Genomic DNA, 1,179 nt, shown 5'->3' with positions numbered 1-1,179 from the left:
AAGAAAATCGATGACCAGAGCATCAAACGGAGGCAATGCACGCTGCTCGACCATTTGTTCAAGCACACTGCGGTCGCCAACCAGGAAGGATATATTGTCAAAATTGTGCGGCATAGGTATCACTGCATCCTCGCAATTCGGCATTTTTTACGCGTCCAAGGATCTTGAAGTATTTTCCTTTCCTGCCACAAACGCAGTCATCCTCACCTAAAATCACCCCTTGATCTTCCGTCAAGAGTGAATGGCCCGGATAGGATTCAGGAAGGAGGGACAACACCTGGATGATGCCGGGTTGCCCGTGCTGGCATACAGAAAAATCATGATGATCGCGGATGATAATATCGGAGAAGATACTGGCATGCAGATGCCCTGCTTCACACTGCATATAGATACACCCCGTTTGTTCCACCATTCCGTAGTAATCGTGAACGCGTGGAATACCGCATACACCATGCAGCGCAGCAGAAAAATCCGCAGGCGACACGGCTTCAGATTGCAGTTTTTTCCAGCCGCCGCCATGAATCAATATGCCCGCAGACAGATCCAGTTTCTCGTCCAAGGCCAAAAGCGATTTGTAGAAATGCTGCCAGACCATAAACGTGAAACCAAACAGCAACACGGAACGCCCTTGGTGTTTCGCCAAAAACGCGCGCACCGCATCCAGATTGAGCGTCATATCATCATTCAAGGCGTAGGTTTTGTCTGCACCGAAGATGGAGAACCCCAAGATGCCGGCACCGCGCGCAGAAAACAGACGGCGATCTTTCATGACTGAGGGCGAATCGATAATCAGTAAAGGCATACGCGAAGTGCCAAGGAAATCATTAACGATTTTTACCAAGGTCTTTTGCTGGCCGGTCGCCGTTGCTTTGTCTAAGTAAATTTTTGATACGGCCTGCCCGGTGGTCCCCGAAGATGTCATGGTTTTCACCACCTGCTCCGGTTCAACGCTCAGTAAATCGATATTTTTAAACAATGAAACGGGCAACAACGGAATATCTTCAATCGCATTCAAGGAATCAATATCGGTGCCCTGCGCGTCGAGGATGCGGCGATAGGCGGCACAGTGCTCATAATGGTGTAACGTCAGCCCGCGTAAGCGCTCCATCATCAGCGCCCGTTTTTCATCGCGCGCCAATGAATAAGGCAGGTGCGTTAGGATCTCATCAAATGGCGTCA

General features: G+C 49.9%; 1 protein-coding gene. It reads right to left on the bottom strand.

What is annotated here, in order from left to right; all coding sequences use genetic code 11:
* Positions 1-97: 97 nt before the first annotated feature.
* The gene (locus J5224_RS28945; RefSeq protein WP_319802505.1) at positions 98-1,162 is read right to left on the bottom strand and encodes an acyl-protein synthetase; all 1,065 of its coding nucleotides are present in this window, start codon (positions 1,160-1,162) and stop codon (positions 98-100) included.
* Positions 1,163-1,179 lie beyond the last annotated feature (17 nt).

This window comes from Candidatus Symbiopectobacterium sp. NZEC135, assembly GCF_025962695.1.
This window is presented reverse-complemented; position numbering and strand designations above follow the sequence as displayed.